General features: G+C 65.3%; 12 protein-coding genes. 5 read left to right on the top strand and 7 right to left on the bottom strand.

The window, feature by feature from the left end; translation table 11 throughout:
* Positions 1-22: 22 nt before the first annotated feature.
* Positions 23-2,341 carry a 1,4-alpha-glucan branching protein GlgB gene (gene glgB, locus CXY78_RS04255; RefSeq protein WP_104088222.1) on the bottom strand — a complete coding sequence of 773 codons (2,319 nt, stop codon included), beginning with the start codon at positions 2,339-2,341 and terminating at the stop codon, positions 23-25.
* A complete protein-coding gene (locus tag CXY78_RS04250) occupies positions 2,338-4,380 on the bottom strand; it encodes an alpha-1,4-glucan--maltose-1-phosphate maltosyltransferase (protein ID WP_199182587.1) in 2,043 nt (680 codons plus the stop codon). Before CXY78_RS04250 ends, glgB begins: the two co-directional genes overlap by 4 nt.
* A gap of 179 nt (positions 4,381-4,559) precedes the next feature.
* Between CXY78_RS04250 and glgP the strand changes: the two genes are divergently transcribed.
* Positions 4,560-7,127, top strand: a complete 2,568-nt coding sequence (gene glgP / locus CXY78_RS04245; RefSeq protein ID WP_092341164.1) for an alpha-glucan family phosphorylase — start codon at positions 4,560-4,562, stop codon at positions 7,125-7,127.
* A gap of 4 nt (positions 7,128-7,131) precedes the next feature.
* Here glgP and glgX read toward each other — a convergent pair whose 3' ends face one another.
* Entirely contained in the window at positions 7,132-9,210 is a 2,079-nt protein-coding gene (glgX, locus tag CXY78_RS04240) for a glycogen debranching protein GlgX (RefSeq protein WP_092341163.1), read from the bottom strand.
* 100 nt (positions 9,211-9,310) lie between these two features.
* Here glgX and CXY78_RS04235 point away from each other — a divergent pair, with 100 nt between their 5' ends.
* From CXY78_RS04235 to CXY78_RS04220, 4 genes are all read left to right on the top strand, one after another.
* Positions 9,311-10,504 carry a cysteine desulfurase family protein gene (locus CXY78_RS04235; RefSeq protein ID WP_092341162.1) on the top strand — a complete coding sequence of 398 codons (1,194 nt, stop codon included), beginning with the start codon at positions 9,311-9,313 and terminating at the stop codon, positions 10,502-10,504.
* Between the two features lie 37 nt (positions 10,505-10,541).
* Positions 10,542-11,732 (top strand): tRNA 2-thiouridine(34) synthase MnmA, encoded by a 1,191-nt coding sequence (mnmA, locus tag CXY78_RS04230; protein ID WP_194088293.1) that lies wholly within the window; start codon positions 10,542-10,544, stop codon positions 11,730-11,732.
* Positions 11,725-13,986 (top strand): NAD-dependent DNA ligase LigA, encoded by a 2,262-nt coding sequence (ligA, locus tag CXY78_RS04225; protein WP_104088219.1) that lies wholly within the window; start codon positions 11,725-11,727, stop codon positions 13,984-13,986. The genes mnmA and ligA overlap by 8 nt, the downstream gene beginning before the upstream one ends.
* 217 nt (positions 13,987-14,203) lie before the next feature.
* Complete coding sequence (locus tag CXY78_RS04220) at positions 14,204-14,716, top strand: hypothetical protein (protein ID WP_199181880.1); 513 nt, start codon at positions 14,204-14,206, stop codon at positions 14,714-14,716.
* Between the two features lie 180 nt (positions 14,717-14,896).
* Here CXY78_RS04220 and CXY78_RS04215 read toward each other — a convergent pair whose 3' ends face one another.
* From CXY78_RS04215 to CXY78_RS04205, 4 genes are all read right to left on the bottom strand, one after another.
* The gene (locus CXY78_RS04215; protein ID WP_104088217.1) at positions 14,897-16,039 is read right to left on the bottom strand and encodes a glutathione-independent formaldehyde dehydrogenase; all 1,143 of its coding nucleotides are present in this window, start codon (positions 16,037-16,039) and stop codon (positions 14,897-14,899) included.
* 241 nt (positions 16,040-16,280) lie between these two features.
* Positions 16,281-17,102, bottom strand: a complete 822-nt coding sequence (locus CXY78_RS04210) for an aldo/keto reductase (protein ID WP_104088216.1) — start codon at positions 17,100-17,102, stop codon at positions 16,281-16,283.
* A gap of 39 nt (positions 17,103-17,141) precedes the next feature.
* Entirely contained in the window at positions 17,142-17,231 is a 90-nt protein-coding gene (locus tag CXY78_RS22055; protein ID WP_369827247.1) for a hypothetical protein, read from the bottom strand.
* A complete protein-coding gene (locus tag CXY78_RS04205; protein WP_198412700.1) occupies positions 17,195-18,130 on the bottom strand; it encodes a zinc-binding dehydrogenase in 936 nt (311 codons plus the stop codon). Before CXY78_RS04205 ends, CXY78_RS22055 begins: the two co-directional genes overlap by 37 nt.
* Positions 18,131-18,221 lie beyond the last annotated feature (91 nt).

Here is an 18,221-nt window from a genome sequence, read left to right as displayed (position 1 = left end):
CCATTTCGCTCTCGCGGGATAGTTAGCGGCGGAGGCGCAACCAGAGACCGGCCAGAGGCGGCAGGGTCACGGTCGCCGAGGCCGGGCGACCGGCCCAGGGCTCGTTATACGCCTCCACACTGCCCTGATTTCCCACACCGGAGCCGCCGAAGTCGCCGGCATCCGTGTTGAGGATTTCCTCCCACTGCCCGGCGAACGGAAGGCCGACCCGGTAGTCGGTGTGCGGCTGGCCGGCGAAGTTGAAGAAGCACGCGACCGGAACGCCGTGGTTGTCCCAGCGCAGAAACGACACGACGTTCTGGCTGGCAGCGCCGCCGTCGAGCAGTTCGAAGCCGCCCGGGTCGTTGTCCCGGCTCCATAGGCTCGCGTTGTCGCGGTAGACCCGGTTGAGCTGGCCGACGAGATTGAACAGGCCGCGGTGTGCCGGCTGGTCGAGCATCCACCAGTCCAATCCGCGCTCTTCGCTCCACTCCGAACGCTGACCGAACTCGCTGCCCATGAACAATAGCTGCTTGCCGGGGTGCGCCCACATGAACGCGAGGTAGGCGCGCACATTGGCGAGTTGCTGCCAGGAGTCACCGGGCATCTTGGAGACCAGGGCGCCCTTGCCGTGCACGACCTCGTCGTGGCTGATCGGCAGCAGGAAGTTCTCGCTAAAGGCGTAGATGAACGAGAACGTGATGTCGTTGTGATGGTATGAGCGGTACATCGGGTCGACCTGCATGTACTCGAGCGAGTCGTGCATCCAGCCCATGTTCCACTTGAACCCGAAACCGAGGCCGCCACCGCTGGTCGGCGCCGTCACTCCGCCCCAGTTGGTGGATTCCTCGGCGATCATGATCGTGCCCGGATTGCGCTTGTACGCCGTCGCGGTGATCTCCTGCAGCAGGCTGATCGCCTCAAGGTTCTCGTTGCCGCCGTACTGGTTCGGCTCCCACTGGCCGTCTTCGCGCGAATAGTCGAGGTAGAGCATGGAGGCGACGGCGTCGACGCGCAGGGCGTCGATGTGGAATTCTTCGAGCCAGTACAGCGCGTTGGCGACGAGGAAGTTGCGCACCTGCATCTGCCCGAAGTCGAAAATGTAGGTGCCCCAGTCCAGCTGCTCACCGCGACGCGGGTCGGGGTGCTCGTACAGGGCCTGGCCGTCGAACCGGGCCAGGGCGAAGTCGTCCTTGGGAAAGTGACCGGGCACCCAGTCCATGATCACGCCGATGCCGGCCTGGTGCAGCTGGTCGATCAGGTAGCGCAGGTCGTCGGGGGAGCCGAACCGGCTGGTCGGTGCGTAATAGCCGCTGACCTGGTAGCCCCAGGAACCGCCAAACGGATGCTCCGCCAGGGGCATGAATTCCACGTGCGTGAAGCTCAGTTCCTGCAGGTAACCGACGAGCTCATCGGCCAGGTCTCGGTAGCCGAGGCCGGGGCGCCAAGAGCCGACGTGCATCTCGTAGACGCTCATGGCCTGGTTGTGCGGATCGTTGGCCTTGCGATTGAAGAGCCAGGCGTCATCCGCCCACTCGTAGTGGGACTCTGTGACGACCGACGCGGTCTGCGGTGGTACCTCGGCGAGACGGGCCATCGGGTCGGCCTTTTCCACCCAGGCGCCGGACTGCGCGAGCAGCTGAAACTTGTAGTTGGTGCCGAGTTCGAGGCCCGGAATGAACAGCTCCCAGACGCCGGTACTTCCCATGTTGCGCATGGCGTGGGTCACGCCGTTCCACCCGTTGAAGTCGCCGATCACCCGTGCGGCGCGGGCGTGCGGCGCCCACACCGCGAACGAAGTGCCGGTCGATGACGCCGTGATGCCCTGGTGCTGACGGTGGTGGGCGCCCAAAACGTCCCAGAGGCGCTCGTGGCGGCCTTCACCGATGAGGTGCAGGTCCAGCTCGCCGAGGGTCGGGATGAATCGGTACGGGTCATCGCAGATCCAGGTGGGGGCGTCCTCGTAGCGGGCCTCGATCGTGTAGTCGCTGAGTCCGAGGGTGCTTTCGCCCTGCCAGATGCCGTGCGCGAGGTGCGCCAGCTCCACGTGGGAGCCGTTGGCGAGAATGGCGAAGACCTCGGTTGCAAGCGGGCGTAGGGCGCGAATGATCACGAGCGGGTCGGAGACGCCAGTCTGGTGGGCGAGGTGCTGGCCGAGAATTTCGTGGGGGTTGTAGTAGCTGCCGGCGGCGACGGTCTCCAGGATGTGATCGTCGATCGCAGCCGGCTCGGGCGGGGCGACGTGCTTTTTCACAGACGGTGTCTTCGGGAACTGAGCCTTCTTAGCGTCGATTTTCTTTCCCTGACCCTTCTTGTCCGTGGACTTGTTCTTCTTCTTGTGTTTCTTCTTGCCGTCGCTCATGCGCGGCCCTGGCCAGGATCGTGGGGAGTGACGTGCAGAATGTGCACCGGTTCGGTGAAAGCATCGAGCCGCACGAAGTTATCGGCCGACCAGGTCCAGGTGGCACCCGAGACGAGGTCGTGCACGTCGAAGGTGTCGCCGCGCGCAATGCCGAACCGGGTCACGTCGAGGTGCACCACGGTCTGGCGCACCGAGTGCGGGTCGACGTTGGCGACGATGAGGAGGGCATCCGCTTGGCCGGTGCCGGTGAACGCCGCGTCGAGGTACTTGCTGTAGACGAGGATCGAATCGTCGTCGCTCGAGTGGATGTCGAGGTTGCGCAGTTGGCCGAGCGCCGGATGCTCGGAGCGGATGCGGTTCAGCAGCGTGAGGTACGGCGCAAGGGACTGACCGAGCTCCTCGGCCTTGCTCCAGTCACGCGGCCGGTACTCGTACTTCTCGTTGTCGATGCTCTCTTCGGCGCCCGGCCGTGCGACGTTCTCGAACAGATCGAAACCGGCGTAGACCCCCCAGCTCGGCGCCGCCGTCGCGGCCAGTGCCGCTCGAATCTTGAAGGCGGCCGGCCCGCCAAATTGCAGGTATTCGGTGAGAATATCGGGGGTGTTCACGAACAGGTTCGGGCGCAGAAAGTCGGGGGTGTCGGTGGCGAGGCCGTCGAAGAACTCCTCGAGCTCGATCTTCGTGTTGCGCCAGGTGAAGTAGGTGTACGACTGCTGGAAGCCGACCTTGCCGAGCGCCTGCATGAGGGCCGGGCGAGTGAACGCTTCGGCCAGAAACACCACGTCGGGGTCGGCCTGGTTGACTTCGGCGAGCAGCCATTCCCAGAAGTCGAGCGGTTTGGTGTGCGGGTTGTCCACCCGAAAGATACGCACGCCGAGGCTGATCCAGTAACGCAGCAGGCGCAGCGCCTCGGCGCGGATGCCGTCCGGATCACTGTCGAAATTGATCGGGTAGATATCCTGATATTTTTTCGGCGGGTTTTCGGCGTAGGCGATGCTGCCGTCGGGCAGCGTCGTGAACCACTCCGGGTGCTCCGTGACCCAGGGATGGTCGGGGGAAGCCTGCAGCGCAAAGTCGAGGGCGACCTCGATGCCGAGGGAGGCGGCCTTCTGCAGAAAGAACGTGAAGTCGGCTACCGTGCCGAGGTCTGGGTGGATGGCGTCGTGGCCGCCGTCTTTCGAGCCGATCGCCCAGGGCGAGCCCGGATCGCCGGGGGCGACCTCGAGCGAATTATTCGGCCCCTTGCGAAAGGCCTGCCCGATCGGGTGAATCGGCGGAAGGTAGAGCACGTCGAAGCCCATGGCGGCCACTTCGGGCAGTCGCTTGGCTGCGGTGCGGAACGTTCCGCTTTTCCAGCTGCCGTCGGCGCGCCGCACGGCGCCCTCCGAGCGTGGAAAGAATTCGTACCAGGAGCCGACCCCGGCTCTGGCCCGTTCGACGATAATCGTGCGCTCGGCCGATAGCGAGGCCAGTCCGGCGAGGGGGTGGGCACTGATGGCCTGCAGGAGGGCGGCATCTGCCACGGCGAGAAAACGCTCGGTGGCCGGCTTACCGGTGTCGGCGAGGGTCTTCGCGGCCGCTTGAAACAGACGGCGGGCGGCGAGCGGGCGGGCTTTGTCGACGCCGGCCTGGGTGAGGAGTTCGCCGCCGATGGTGAACATGAGTTCTACGTCAATGCCGGCCGGTATCTTGATCGCGGCATTGTGTTCCCAGGTGGCGAAGTCGTCGGCGTAGGCGCGCACCCGATAGGTCCAGTGGCCAGCAGCGCCGAGTTGGGCCTCGGTGCCGTAGCGGTCGGTGCCGTCGGCCTGCAACGCCATCGGATGCCGCGTGGTGCTGCCGTCGGGCGCCGTCAGCTGCAGATCGACGCCGATGAGGTCGTGTCCCTCACGAAAAGCGGTCGCGCCAAACGGTACCACTTCGCCCACGAAGGCGCGGGCCGGCCAGAGGTTGTCGTTCAGCTGGGGAGACAGGTCGAGAACGGGGATTCGACCAACGGATGCGGCGGCGCGGCTTCCCGCAGCCGCGCCCGCAGACACGCCCGCGGGGGCGCTGCTCGATGCTGTCGTCAGGATCGTTTTTTTTGCTGCTGTCTTGGCCACACCACGACCGTAGCGTGAAAGCGTGGCAATGGCTTCCGCGTTCTGCCCTCCTGGCGTGCGCGCGGTGAAGTTTGACTGTTGCGTGTTGGACACGTGGCACCCCTAAGGTTGACCTCGTGAAGGCCATCCGTAAATTTACCGTCCGTGCCGTTCTCCCCGAGCCGCTCGCGGCTCTGGAGGAGCTTGCCGGCAATCTCCGCTGGTCGTGGCATGAGCCCACACGGCAACTATTCGAGCACATTGCCCCCGAGCTCTGGCGCGAGATCGGCACCGACCCGGTCGCGCTGCTCGGTGCCGTCGCCCCGCGTCGCCTCGACGATCTCGCGCAGGATCACGACTACGTCGCCGAGGTCAACGCCACCCGTGACGGGTTGCGCGACTATCTCGAGCAGCCACGCTGGTACCAGGGGCTCGAGGGCGAGAAGCCGGCCGCCATCGCCTACTTCTCACCGGAGTTCGGCATCGCCGCTGCCCTGCCGCAGTATTCGGGGGGCCTCGGCATTCTCGCCGGTGACCACCTAAAGAGCGCTTCGGACCTTGGCCTGCCTTTGGTCGGCGTCGGCCTGTTCTATCGCGCCGGCTACTTCAGCCAGGCCATCTCTCCTGACGGCTGGCAGATGGAAAGCTATCCGCTGCTCGACCCCGACGGGCTTCCGCTCGCCGTGCTGCGCCGGGCCGACGGCTCCGCCGTACAGGTGTCGCTCGCGCTGCCCGACGACCGCACCCTGCATGCCCGGGTCTGGCAGGCCAAGGTGGGCCGAGTGCGTTTGCTGTTGCTCGACGCCGACATTCCGGAGAACGCCGACGACCTGCGCCTGGTCACCGACCGCCTGTATGGCGGCGGCGGCGAACACCGCCTGCTGCAGGAACTGCTGCTGGGCATCGGCGGTGCTCGCGCGGTGAAGCTGTGGAGCTCGCTGCACGGACTGCCGGAGCCCGAAGTGTTCCACACCAACGAGGGTCACGCCGGTTTCCTCGGCCTCGAGCGCATCTCCAGCCTGATCGGCGAGGGCCTCAGCTTTCAGGAAGCTCTGCAGGTGGCCCGCGCCGGCACCGTTTTCACCACCCACACTCCGGTCGCCGCCGGCATCGACCGCTTCGAGCGGTCGCTCGTGCGACGCTACTTCGGCACCGACCTGCTGCCCGGCGTCGATGTGGAAGATCTGCTCGCGCTCGGCGCTGAGAGCTACGATGGCGGTTCCAACGACGTGTTCAACATGGCCATTATGGGGTTGCGGCTCGGCCAGCACGCCAACGGTGTCTCGACCCTGCACGGCGAGGTCAGCCGTCGCATGTTCAACGGCCTGTGGCCTGGCTTTGATTCAGCGGATGTTCCGATCACGTCGATCACGAATGGCGTGCACGCGCAGAGTTGGACCGACCCGGCGCTGAAGAGCCTCGCCCACACCAAGCTCGGCACGAGCGACACCTCGACGGCCAACTGGGCCTCTGCGGATGTCTCCGACCAGGACCTGTGGTCGGTGCGCGGTCAGATGCGCCTGCAATTCGTCGAGGATGCCCGCCGCCGACTGCTGAACGCCTGGCGGGACCAGAACCCGGGCGGCATCCCCCCGACCTGGATCAATCGTGTCTTCGACCCGAACGTGCTGACCATCGGGTTCGCCCGCCGTGTTCCTACCTACAAGCGGCTCACCCTGATGTTGCACGACCCTGAACGTTTGCGCGCCCTGCTGCTGCACTCGGAGCATCCGATTCAGATCGTCATCGCCGGCAAGTCGCACCCCGCCGACGAAGAGGGCAAACGCCTGATCCAGAAGATCGTGCAGTTCGCGGCCGACCCGGCCCTGCGCACGCGCATCGCTTTTCTGCCCGACTACAACATCGCCATGGCCCAGCTGATGTACCCGGGAACGGATGTTTGGCTCAACAATCCGCTCCGTCCGCTCGAGGCCTGCGGAACGAGCGGCATGAAGGCTGCCCTCAACGGTGCCCTCAACCTGTCGATCCTCGACGGCTGGTGGCCCGAATACTACGACGGCAAGAACGGCTGGGCGATTCCGTCTGCCGATTCGGCCGGCGACTCCGCTGAACGCGACCGGCTCGAAGCCGAAGCGCTCTACGACCTGATCGAGCATCAGGTCGCCCCGACGTTCTACGAACGGAACGCCGATGACGTGCCCGAACGGTGGGTCTCGAATATTCGGCACACCCTCGCCACCCTCTCGCCGGCACTGTCCGCCGACCGTATGGTCAGCGAGTACGTGCAGCGGCTGTATCGCCCGGCCGGACACTACGAAGGGCTGATGTCGGCCAACAACTACCGCGCGGCCCGCGAACTGGCCGCGTGGAAGGGCCGGATCGTGTCGGCCTGGCCGCAGGTCGCGGTGACCCACGTGGAATCGGGCGGTGTCTCGTCGGTGCCCGAAGTGGGCGACGACCTGCACCTGCGCGCACACGTGCAGCTCGGCGGACTGGCGGCAGAGGACGTGACCGTCGAGGTCGTCTACGGCAAGAGCCTGGGCACCGACGAGCTGCGCGACGTGGCCATTCAGGCGCTCGAACCGGCACCGCTGAAAGAAGCATCGACCGGCGGCGCCACCCTGTTCACCGGAACGGTCGAGCTCGACCGGGCCGGAGCCTTTGGGTATACCGTGCGTGTCGTTCCCCGCAATGACCTGCTGATCAGCCCGGCCGAAATGGGTCTGGTCGCCATCGCGAACTAGCCGGTCAGGCGCGCCGTGCGCGGCGCGGAACGAACGCGCCGTGCGCCCGCATCAGCTGCATCGACGCACCGGACACGAACAGGGCAGTGCCGGGCGCGTGCTCGATCACCGAGTCGCGCAGGTCGTCGTGACCGGAATCCCAGAGCAGTGTGTAGGCATCCACTCCCTCGTGCGCTGGCAGGGTGACCGTCTCGTCCTGCTCGCGGGCGTTCACCACGAGCAAAATACGGTTGAAGGCTTCGTGTTCGGGGGTGGACGCTGCCATGTACTGCAGGGTGCGCTCGGTCGGCGAGTTCCAGGCCTCCCCGGTGAGCGCTTCACCGGCGATGTTGTACCAGTCCAGCTGGCTGGCGCTCGGCGTCGTCTCGCCGAAGCGACCGAAGTGCACGGGGCGCAGGGCCGGGTTTTCCCGGCGCAGCTGCAGAAGGCGGCGGGTGACCCGGTGCAGGTCCTGCTGCCAGTCGTCGAAGTCCCAGTTGAGCCAGGTCAGCTCGCTGTCCTGGCAGTAGGCGTTGTTGTTGCCGCGCTGGCTGCGGCCGAACTCGTCGCCGGCGGTGAGCATGGGAATGCCGGCCGAGAGCAGCAGTGTGCCGAGCAGGTTGCGCATGGCCTTCCGCCTGGTGGCCAGAATGGCCACGTCGCGGGTCGGACCCTCGACGCCGTGGTTGTAGGAGCTGTTGTTGTCGGTGCCGTCACGGTTCGACTCGCCGTTGCCGAGGTTGTGCTTCGTATCGTAGGCGGTGAGATCGGCGAGGGTGAAGCCGTCGTGCGCGGTGATGAAGTTGAGCGAGGCGAGCGGGCCGCGCGCTTCCGAAAAAGTGTTCGACGACCCGGCGACGCGGGTCGCAAAGCGTCCGATGCCGCTGCCGGCCGAGCCGGTCAGACGCAGACTCTTCATGTCGGAGAGCCAGAAGTCGCGCATCCGATCGCGGTAGCGGTCGTTCCACTCGGTCCACCCGGGCGGAAAATTGCCGGTCTGCCAGCCGCCCTGCCCGACATCCCACGGTTCGGCGATGAGTTTCACACCCGCCAGCTCCGGGTCGTCGCGAATCTCGGTGAGCAGCGGATGCTGCGGGTCGTAGACCACGCCGGCGTCCCGGCCGAGCGTAGCGGCCAGGTCGAAGCGGAACCCATCGACCTGCACCTCGTTGGCCCAGTACCGCAGGGAATCGAGCACGAGGCGCTTCGGCACGTCGTGGCTGAAATTGACCGTGTTGCCGCACCCGGTCACGTCGATATACGCCCCGGAATCGTCCTGACGGTAATATGCCGCGTTATCGATGCCGCGAAGGCTCGTGACCGGGCCGTTGCGACCCTCCTCGGCCGTGTGGTTGTAGACCACGTCCAAAATGACTTCGAGCCCGGCCTCGTGCAGCAGCTTGACCATGCCTTTGAACTCGCGCAGCACAGCGGCCGGACCGGCCGACTGCGCTGCCTGGGTGGCGTAGTCGGCGTGCGGCGAAAAAAAGTTGAGGGTGTTGTAACCCCAGTAGTTGATTAGGCCCTGTTTGATGAGACGCTGCTCCGACACGAACGCCTGCACCGGCAACAGCTCGACCGCGGTCACGCCGAGGTCTTTTAGGTAGGCGATGGTCGATTCGTGGGCGAGCCCGGCATAGGTGCCGCGCAGGACGGCCGGCACCAGCGGATTGAGCCGGCTGACGCCGCGCACGTGCGCCTCATAGACCACCGTGTGGTCGAGGGCGACTTTCGGTTTCGTGGCGCCGTTCCAGTCGAAATAGTCATCGACCACCGAGGACTGCCAAAGTCCGGCCCCGACCCGCACCAGACCACGAGAATACGGTTCGATCAGGGTTTTCTCCGGGTGAAACGAGTTCTTCGAGCTGGCCGGGCCGGAGACGCGGATACCGTAGCGGCGCCCAGGGGACAGCGTGCGCGATTTGCCGGACCACACGCCGTGCACGTCCTTGGTCATCGGCACGCTCTTGACGATCCAGTTCGGGTCGGTGTCGTCGAAAAGACACAGGTCCATGGCGTCGGCGTGTTCGGCCCACACCCGTAGTTCGCCGCCGGCGCTGGTTAGTCGCACACCGAGGTTGCGCAGGGGATCGGTGGAACTCATGGGTTCAAGAATAATCAGTGTGCGGGAAGCTGACGACCACCGGCATCCGCTCGACGGTAAATTTGGGGTGCGTAAAATTTGGGGGCGTAAAATAGGGGGCATGGTTGTCTATTTGGACCATGCGGCGACCACGCCCATGCTCCCCGCCGCTATTGCCGCCTACGCCGAAGCGATGGGTGTCGTCGGTAACCCCGCTTCGGTGCACAGCCAGGGGCAGAATGCCAAGCGGATGCTCGAAGAGTCGCGCGAAATCGTGGCCGCCAGCCTCGGCTGCGACCCGATCGAGGTTGTTTTCACCGGCAGCGGCACCGAGGCCATCAACCTCGGAATCAAGGGGCTGTACTGGGCGCGCGCCCCGCGCCGGCGCATTCTGGTGCCCGGCGGCGAACACCACGCCACCCTCGACACCGTCGAGTGGCTCGCCGAGCATGACGGTGCCGTGATCGAGTGGATTCCGCTCGACGACCAGGGCCGCGTCGACCTCGCCGCGCTCAAGGCTGCTATTGCCCGGGACCCGTTTGATATTGCGCTGGTCAGCGTGATCATGGCCAACAATGAGGTCGGCACCATCGAACCCGTCGCCGAGGTGGCGGCGCTCGCCGCGGTGCACGGCATTCCGGTGCACGTCGACGCCGTTGCGGCGTACGGCTATATTCCGGTGGACTTTCGCACGCTGGCCGCCGCCGGGGTGTCGGCGCTCAGCGTCTCGGCGCACAAGGTCGGCGGACCGGTCGGTATCGGCGCTCTCGTGCTCGGTCGCGCCACCACCGTCGAACCGCTCATCCACGGTGGCGGACAGCAGCGTAAGGTGCGCAGCGGCACGCAGGATGTCGCGGCAGCGGTGTCGTTCGCGGTGGCGGCATCCGCTCTGTCGGCTGAGCTGTCTGCGGCTGCCGGCGGCGAAACCGCGCGCCTGGCAGCCCTGCGCGACCGGGTGATCGCAGGCGTGGCGCGGGTCGCACCCGATGCTGTGCTCAATGGCGACCCGATCATTCGGCTGCCGGGTAACGCGCACTTCAGTTTTGCCGGCTGCGAGGGCGACTCGCTGCTGTTTCTGCTCGACGCCGCCGGGGTGTCGGTGTCGACCGGGTCGGCCTGCCAGGCCGGGGTGCCCGAACCCTCGCACGTGCTGCGGGCGATGGGGCGCAACGAGATCGAATCCCGCGGTGCTCTGCGGATCACCCTGGGCCACACGTCGACCGATGCCGACGTCGACGCGCTGCTCGCGGCGTTGCCGGCCGCGCACGCCCAGGCGCTCCGGGCCGGAATGGCCGATCGGGTGCCCGGGCGCTGACCTTGGCCGTGTCAGATACTCCGCGTACACTCGTTGGGTGAAGGTTTTAGCAGCAATGAGTGGCGGTGTTGATTCCGCCGTCGCAGCCGCGCGCGCGGTCGAAGCGGGGCACGAGGTGGTCGGCGTGCATCTCGCACTGAGCCGAATGCCGGGCACGTTGCGCACCGGCAGTCGCGGCTGTTGCACCGTTGAAGATTCAATGGATGCCCAGCGCGCCGCCAACATCATGGGCATCCCCTACTACGTCTGGGACTTCTCCGAACGGTTCAAGCTCGACGTCGTCGACGACTTTATCGCCGAATACGCCGCCGGCCGTACCCCGAACCCGTGCATGCGCTGCAACGAAAAGATCAAGTTCGCCGCCCTGCTCGAAAAGGCCATGGCCCTCGGCTTCGACGCCGTCTGCACCGGCCACTACGCGAGCATTCTGACGGATGCCGATGGCAACAAGGAGCTGCACCGCGCGGCCGCCTGGGCTAAAGACCAGTCCTACGTGCTCGGCGTGCTCACCGCTGACCAGATTAACCACTCCATGTTTCCGCTCGGCGCCACGCCGACCAAGGCCGAGGTGCGGAAAGAAGCCGCCGAACGCGGTTTCTCGGTGGCGAACAAGCCCGACTCCTACGACATCTGCTTTATTCCAGACGGCGATACCAAGGGCTGGCTCGGCGAACGCGTCGCCCCGGTAACCGGCGACATCCTTGACCGGGAGGGCAACACCCTCGGGCAGCACGACGGCGCCGTCGCGTTTACGGTCGGCCAGCGCAAGGGCCTCTCCATTGGCACTCCGGCCGCCGACGGCAAGCCGCGCTTCGTGCTTGAGGTGCGCCCGATCACCAACACGGTCGTCGTCGGTCCGAAGGAGGCGCTCGCCATCAAGGAGATCGCCGGCAACAAGTACACCTGGGCCGGGCTCGCCCCCGAGCATCCAGAGGTGGAATTCGCCTGTCATGTGCAGATTCGCGCCCACGCCGACCCGGAACCTGCCGTAGCCCAGGTCGTTTCAACCGCCGCCGTCACCGGCGTCGACGGCACGGTCGAATTGCGCATCATTCCGAACCAGCCGCTCGCCGGCGTCGCCCCCGGGCAGACCGCCGTCGTCTACGTCGGCACCCGGGTACTCGGCCAATGCACCATCGATCGCACGGTCAGCGCCGTACCGATTTCATCAGGCAGTTCCGTCTCAGCACCTACCGCTTCGGCCAGCCCCGTCCCGGTCAATGCCTGAGTCCGTCGCCGACACCACCCCTGACGACCTCGTCGCCGCAGCCGCCGAGGCTGCCGACATCACCACCCGCGTACTCGCCGCCCGGGACGCCTACTACGGGCAGGACACGGTCGTCATCTCCGACGCCGACTACGACCTGCTCGTGCGGCGCCTCGGCGAGCTGGAGCGGCTGCACCCCGAGCTGCAGAGCCAAGACAGCCCCACTCAGACCGTCGGCGGCCGCGCCGAGGTCACACTGTTCGACCCGGTCACCCACGCCGAACGGATGCTCAGCCTCGACAACGTCTTCTCCCTCGACGAGTTCGACGCCTGGGCCCGCAAGGCCGCGGAGAACTCGGGCCGCGCGGTGCACTATCTGTGCGAGCTCAAGATCGACGGCCTCGCCATCAATCTGCGCTACGCCGATGGAGTGCTCGTCTCCGCGGCCACCCGCGGTGACGGGGTCGTCGGCGAAGACGTCACCGAGAACATAGACCTCGTGCCCGGCATCCCGTCTCGCCTGGACGGCACCGGGCATCCGTCGTTGATGGAGGTGCGTGGCGAGGTGTTCTTTCCCACTGCCGCCTTCGACGAGCTGAATGCCGCACAGTCCGCAGCGGGCGAGCGAGTGTTCGCGAATGCCCGCAACGCGGCGGCCGGGTCGCTGCGCCAGAAGGCGGCCGGCAAGAACACCGACCAACTGCGCCTCATGAAGGCCCGCCTGGGGCGGCTGCGCATGCTCGTGCACGGCATCGGCGCCTGGGAGAACCCGCCCGTCAGCACGCAATCCGAGGTCTACGGCCTGCTCGACGGGTGGGGACTGCCGACCAGCAGCTACTTCAAGGTGGTCGAGTCGGTTGCCGAGGCTGCCGAGTTCATCGAGTACTACGGAGCCCACCGCGGCAGCGTGGTGCACGAACTCGACGGCATCGTCATCAAGATCGACGAACTGGCCCTGCACGCCGAACTCGGCGCCACCAATCGGGCCCCACGCTGGGCGATCGCCTACAAGTACCCGCCAGAGCAGGTCAACACGAAACTGCTCGACATTATCGTCAGTGTCGGCCGCACCGGCCGGGCGACCCCCTTCGCCGTGATGGAAAAGGTGCTCGTGGCCGGCAGTGAGGTGCGCCAGGCCACCCTGCACAACCAGGACGTCGTGAAGGCCAAGGGCGTGCTGATCGGCGACACGATCGTGCTGCGCAAGGCTGGCGACGTCATTCCCGAGGTGCTCGGCCCGGTCGTCGAGCTGCGCGACGGCACCGAACGCGAATTCGTCATGCCCCTGAACTGCCCGGAATGCGGCACTCCGCTGGCCCCGGCGAAGGAGGGCGATATCGATTTGCGCTGCCCGAACGCGCGCAGCTGCCCGGCCCAGGTACGCGGCCGGGTCGAGCACATCGGCAGTCGCGGCGGTCTCGACATCGAGGTTCTCGGCGAGGTTGCCGCCTCCGCGCTGACCCAGCCGATTGTGCCGGCCGACCCGCCGCTGCCCACCGAGGCGGGCCTGTTCGACCTCAAGCTGGCGGACCTGCTGCCGATCCAGGTGATCGTGCGCGACGCCGAAACCGGACTGCCGAAGGAAGACGACGACGGGGTCGCAAAAATCCGCATGCCGTTCTCGCGCAATCCGAACCCCGCCGAGAAGAAGGCGGGCCTGACCGGTTTGCAGCCCTCGGCGAGTGCCCTCAAACTGCTCGCCGAGATCGAGAAAGCCAAGACCAAGCCGCTCTGGCGCATCCTGGTATCGCTCAACATCCGTCACGTCGGCCCGGTCGCCGCCCGCGCACTGGCGAACCATTTCGGTTCGCTCGACGCCATTCGCGCGGCCAGCCGGGAGGAACTCGCCGAGGTCGACGGCGTCGGCGGCATTATCGCTGACGCGGTGCTCGCCTGGTTCCTGGTGGACTGGCACGTCGCAATCATCACCCAGTGGGCCGCGGCCGGCGTGCAATTCGCCACGCTGGGGCATTCAGGTCCTGGCGCGGCCGAGGCCGCCGGAGGAGTGCTCGCCGGGCTCACTGTCGTCGCTACCGGCTCGCTCGAGGGCTTCACGCGGGAGGGCGCCCAGGAGGCGATCATCGCCGCCGGCGGCAAGAGCGCGTCGAGCGTGTCGAAGAACACTGACTTCGTCGCCGCCGGGCCGGGCGCAGGATCCAAGCTCGGCAAGGCCGAAACCCTCGGCATCCGCATTCTCGACGCCGACGAGTTTCGTACCCTGCTCGCGGAGGGGCCGGCCGGGTTGGCGCCCGCGTCCTCACCTGCATCCACGTAGGCTGCCGCACAGGTTTCCTTGGTTTTGCGTGAAATTCCACCGGCCGCGCACCGAGCGTCCGACGTTGTTCGTAATGGGCCACTACAGCCAGTCCTCTTGAAATGCGGCTGCTGTCGGTGTAAGCCGAAATCAGGCCGATGCGTTGTCGCCTCTTTCGAAGGAGTGCCATGCCCAGCACATGCGATTACTATTTCTCCGCCGAACTCGTTCGTCGACCATGAGCCTGCTCCGTGGGTTCCTGGGCGGCGCGGCGGCTGGCGCGGCAGGCACCACCGCGCTCAACGCCGTGAGCTACCTCAGGATGGCGCTCAAAGGCAGACCGGCCAGCTCCACTCCGCAGGCCACCGTCGAGAAACTTGCCGACGTCGCCCAGCTCACAATCCCCGGATCTGACGTGGTGAGAAAAAATCGGATCGCGGGCATCGGGCCGATGACCGGTGTGATCGTGGGCGTGGGTGTTGGTGCACTGCTCGGACTCTTCCGCTCTGCCGGTTGGCGACCCGCGCCGGTGATGAGCGGACTGGCGGCCACGGTTGGCGCGCTGATTGGCGGCAACGTGCCGATGACGGTTCTCGGGGTGACCGACCCCCGCACCTGGACCGCCAAAGACTGGGCCAGCGACATCGCCCCGCACTGGCATATGGGGTTGTTGTCGCCGCTACCCTGTGGGGCTTCGGGCGGCAAGCGCCGTCCCGCTGAACGCGCCGTCCCGGTGAACGGGTCCCGGTGAACGGGTCGTCCGGCTGATCAGGGGCGGCACCCGCGAATGCCGCCCCGCCGAACTCGGCGACCATGTCGGTGCCTGTGATGGTTGCGCTTTCGGTTGGATCATTGGACGAACTCGTGTTCACTCCTTCCACGTTCGAGTCCGAGCGGTGAACGCGCCGCGGCGAGTTAGTTCGACAGTGGTCTACTCGGGCTTGAGGATGACTTTGGTCCACCCGTTATTGCGGTCGCCGAAGTTCTTGTAGGCGTCCACGGCTTTGCTGAGGGGGATCTCGTGGGAAACGATCCACGATGGCTTGGCCTTGCCCACGGCAATCAGGTCGCGCAATTGCCGGTTGTATTTCTTCACCGGGCATTGGCCGCTGCCCATGCTTTGCCCCTTGAGCCACTGCAGGCCATAGTCAATGGCCAGCTTGCCCTGCTTAGCGTTCTCGTCGAAGCCGCCGGGATCTGCCGGCAGAAAGACGCCGACAACGCCAATGCCCCCGGTGATGCGCACGGACTGAATCAGCCGATTCAGAGTCATAGCGGGATCTTCGGTGCCCTGTGGATCGTGGGCCTGATAGCCCACGCATTCACAACCCCGATCCGCGCCTTTACCCTTGGTCTGGTCCAGTACGAACTGAACCGGGTCCGTTTTTGAGTCATCAACGGCGATTGCACCGATCTGCTCGGCGAGGGCCAGCCGGTCCGGGCGTCGGTCCACAACCCAGACTTTACTCGCGCCCTTGATCGTCGCGGACAGGGCGGCCATGAGCCCGACCGGACCCGCACCGTAGATCACCACGGTGTCACCGGGGATCACGCCGGCCATCTCGGTAGCGTGATAACCCGTCGGAAAGATGTCCGACAGCATCACGTAATCGTTTTGCTTTTCTATCGCGTCTTCACCCAAGCGCAGGCAGTTATTGTCGCCGTAGGGCACACGCAGCATTTGGGCCTGCCCGCCGGGATACGGACCCATTCCCGCGAAGCCGTAAGCGGCGCCCGCGCCGACCGGGTCCGGTTGAGTGGTCATGCAATAGTTGGTGAAACCGCGTTCGCAATTCTTGCAAAACCCGCAGGAAATATTGAACGGCAGCACGACCCGATCGCCGATCTTGACGGCGTCGACGCCGTTACCGATCTCGATGACCTCGCCCATATTTTCGTGGCCAAACGTGCGTCCCACCTCGAAATCGGTACGCCCCTCGTACATGTGCAAATCTGAACCGCAGATATTTGTTGCCGTAATGCGAACCAAAACATCAGTGGGACGTTCGATCTTGGCGTCCGGAACGTCTTCAACACTGACTTCATTTGGGCCCTTGTAAACGACTGCCTTCATTTCTTTTCACTCCTTGACTTTTTTGAATGTGGCTGCGGAAGATCCGTCTTCACTTTCGGAGGTATTGAATGGATGAATGTCCCGACAGTTCTAGACTGTGCGGAAAATGAGCATGCCTCAGTTTTATCACGATCGGACATGATCTGCCACTGCGCACCTCGTGGAGGTGGCTGTCCGGACGGTGACCAAATTCAGAGAACCCGACCTGACCGGAGTGCGCTTCAGGAACGAGCGGACGCCGTCACAGAATATCGAGCGGTTGCTTTCCGCGAGGCACCGGAAATGCGTTATCGAGAGCCAGACAATCTTCAGCATCGAGAACCACCGCGCCCGCGCCGACATTCTGGCGCACGTGCTCGAGAGACGAAGCCTTGGGGATCGCGATGATGCCCGGTTGCCGGATAACCCAGGCCAGGGCGATCTGGGCAGCAGTCACCCCGTGCCATCTTCCCAGTTCGGCCAGCAGCGGATGTTCCAACAGGGACGGTCCCTGCCCGAGCGGCGAATAGGCCATAAGCGGCATACGCTGGTGTTGCTGCCAAAGCAGCAGATCGAACTCGATGCCCCGACTGCCGAGGTTGTAGAGCACCTGGTTGGTGGCACATCCCTCGGGTACTGGCTCCAGATCATCCAGGTCGAAATTCGATAACCCCCAACTCCGAATCTTGCCAGCGGCACGGAGGTGTTCGAACCCGTCGACGGTCTCGGAGAGTGGAATACTGCCGGACCAATGCAGTAAGTAGACATCGAGTCGATCGGTTCCGAGCCGGCGCAGGCTGCGCTCGCACGCAGCGACGACACCGCTGCGGCTCGCATTATGTGGGTAGACCTTGCTGACCAGCACGACCTCATCGCGTCGCCCTCGAATGGCCTCGCCGACGAGTTCTTCCGAGGCACCGTCGCCATACATTTCGGCGGTGTCGATCACGGTCAGGCCGGCGTCGATCCCGGCGCCCAGGGCCGCCACCTCGGTCTTTCGCTTCGCGGGGTCTTCACCGAGATGCCAGGTTCCCTGCCCAATGACGGGTACCCGAACGCCGTTAAAGAAGTCGGTTTCGCGCATGCGGTTCCTTGCGTCGTGTGCATATCCAGACGGTCTGGCTTACGTAGTCTCAAGACTCAGAACGATCTTGCCCAGGTGGGAGTTCCCGGCCATCAGGTCCTGCGCTTGTTGGACTTCGGTCCAGGGCAGAATCCGATCAATCGATGGGCGTAGTGCTTCGAAAGCCGGGTCGACCTCGGCGCGCAGCGCGGCGACGATCTCGGCTTTTTTTCCGCAGCGTCGCGGGTGCGAAAGGTGACCCCAATGATGCTCAATCGTTTAAACGCCAGTGCTTCCAAATCAAGAACACCGTGGGCACCGCCGAGGCGCCCCACACCGACCAGGCGTCCCAGGAGTGCGGCGCAGCGAATATTGTCCGCAAGATACGGGCCACCAACATGGTCGATGATGACGTCGACCCCGCGGCCATCCGTCAGTTCCAAAACCCGATCAGCGAAACCGGCCTCGTTAACGTCGACCACGTGATCGGCACCCTGGGAACGGAGCAGGTCAGTTGCCCGGTCCGTGCGAACGGTTGCGATAACCGCTCCAGCGCCCAGGTATTTTGCCAACTGTACGTACTGAAGACGCACCGATGAGGCAGCCGCATGAATCAGCACCGTTTCGCCCGGCCTGAGGCCACCCGCGGTGCGGAGCGCGTTGTGCTCGGTCATCAACCCGAGGATGGCAGCGGCACCCTCCGCGTAGGACCACGCCCGCGGAATCGGTACGACCAGCGCAGCGTCGACAACGATTTCCTCGCTCAAACCGCCGCTGACGGTGGCCATGACACGGTCCCCGAACTGTACTCCCTTGACCTCGCATCCCACCGTGACGACATCGCCCGCGGCATCCAGCCCCACAACGACCGGTGCGCTGCCCGGGCTGACCGGTTGGTGGGTTCCGGCGCGCTGGGCAAGGTCGGCACGATTCAACGACGCAGTCCGCACACGGATCTTCACCTGACGCGGGCCCGGTTCAGGGCTCGGCAGATCGCGCATCGAAAGCACGGAACCACCCAGGTTCTGCTCAACAACAAGTGCTCTCATATCTAAAGTGTGCTCCTACGCGGTTAGTTCCCGCTGAAATTCTGGCTCCAGGAGACTTTTTTCTCCTCGTTGGCGATGCCAGGCTTCACAG

Origin of the sequence: Cryobacterium sp. N19 (assembly GCF_002929595.1) — a bacterium.
Classification (GTDB): Bacteria; Actinomycetota; Actinomycetes; order Actinomycetales; family Microbacteriaceae; genus Cryobacterium; species Cryobacterium flavum.
Note: the sequence above shows the minus strand (reverse complement) of the source record. Positions and strands in the feature narration are given on the sequence as shown.